The organism is Hansschlegelia beijingensis (genome assembly GCF_045505405.1).
GTDB classification, from domain to species: Bacteria; Pseudomonadota; Alphaproteobacteria; order Rhizobiales; family Methylopilaceae; genus Methylopila; species Methylopila beijingensis_A.
Genome location: NZ_JBJKEX010000664.1, coordinates 1 through 720, shown reverse-complemented (window position 1 = coordinate 720; position 720 = coordinate 1). Strand labels below are relative to the sequence as shown.

At 71.8% G+C, this 720-nt stretch carries 1 protein-coding gene; it reads left to right on the top strand.

Annotation, left to right across the window (positions count from 1 at the left end; translation table 11 throughout):
- Window positions 1–539: class I SAM-dependent methyltransferase (locus ACIKT0_RS19490; protein WP_407106913.1), on the top strand; the 539-nt coding region annotated here is incomplete at its 5' end.
- Between the last annotated feature and the right edge of the window lie 181 nt (window positions 540–720).

Here is a 720-nt window from a genome sequence, read left to right as displayed (position 1 = left end):
AGGCTGCGGCCGCGGCGGCGGCCTGCGGCCCCGACATCCTCGAGGTGGGCGTCGGCACCGGGCTGGTGCTGCGCTACTACCCGCCGCACGCCCGCGTGGTGGGCGTCGACCTCTCGACCCACATGCTCGCCAAGGCGCGCGAGAAGGTCGTGAGCGAAGGCCTCGGGCAGGTCCGGGGGCTCGTGTGCATGGACGCCTGCAATCTCGGGCTGCCGGACGCCTCGTTCGACGCCGTGACGGTGCCGTTCGTCATCACGCTGGTGCCCGACCCGGAAGGCGCGCTCGACGAGATGCGCCGGGTGCTGCGGCCGGGCGGGGAGATCATCGTCGCGTCCAAGATGGGAGCGGAGGGCGGCCTGCGCATGAAGCTCGAGACCGCGCTCGCGCCGCTCGTGAAGAAGGTCGGCTGGTCGACCGACTTCAAGGTCTCGCGCCTGCGCGCCTGGGCCGCGACCACGCCCGATATGGCGGTGGTCGACGTCCAGCCGATCTTTCCCGCGCCGTTCTTCCAGCTGATCCGGATAAAGCGGGCGGGCTGAGGCGTTCCACCGCTCTTGCATCCGGCGCGCCGCGCACGACGTAACTCCCCGCATGCCTTCCGATCGCGATCTCGAACGTAACCGTCTGTCCGCCCGCGTGGGGCGCTATGCGCGCGTCGGCGTCAATGTCGGCGGCGTGGCGGCGCGGATCGCGCAGGCGCAGCTGTTTGGGCGCGCCGCC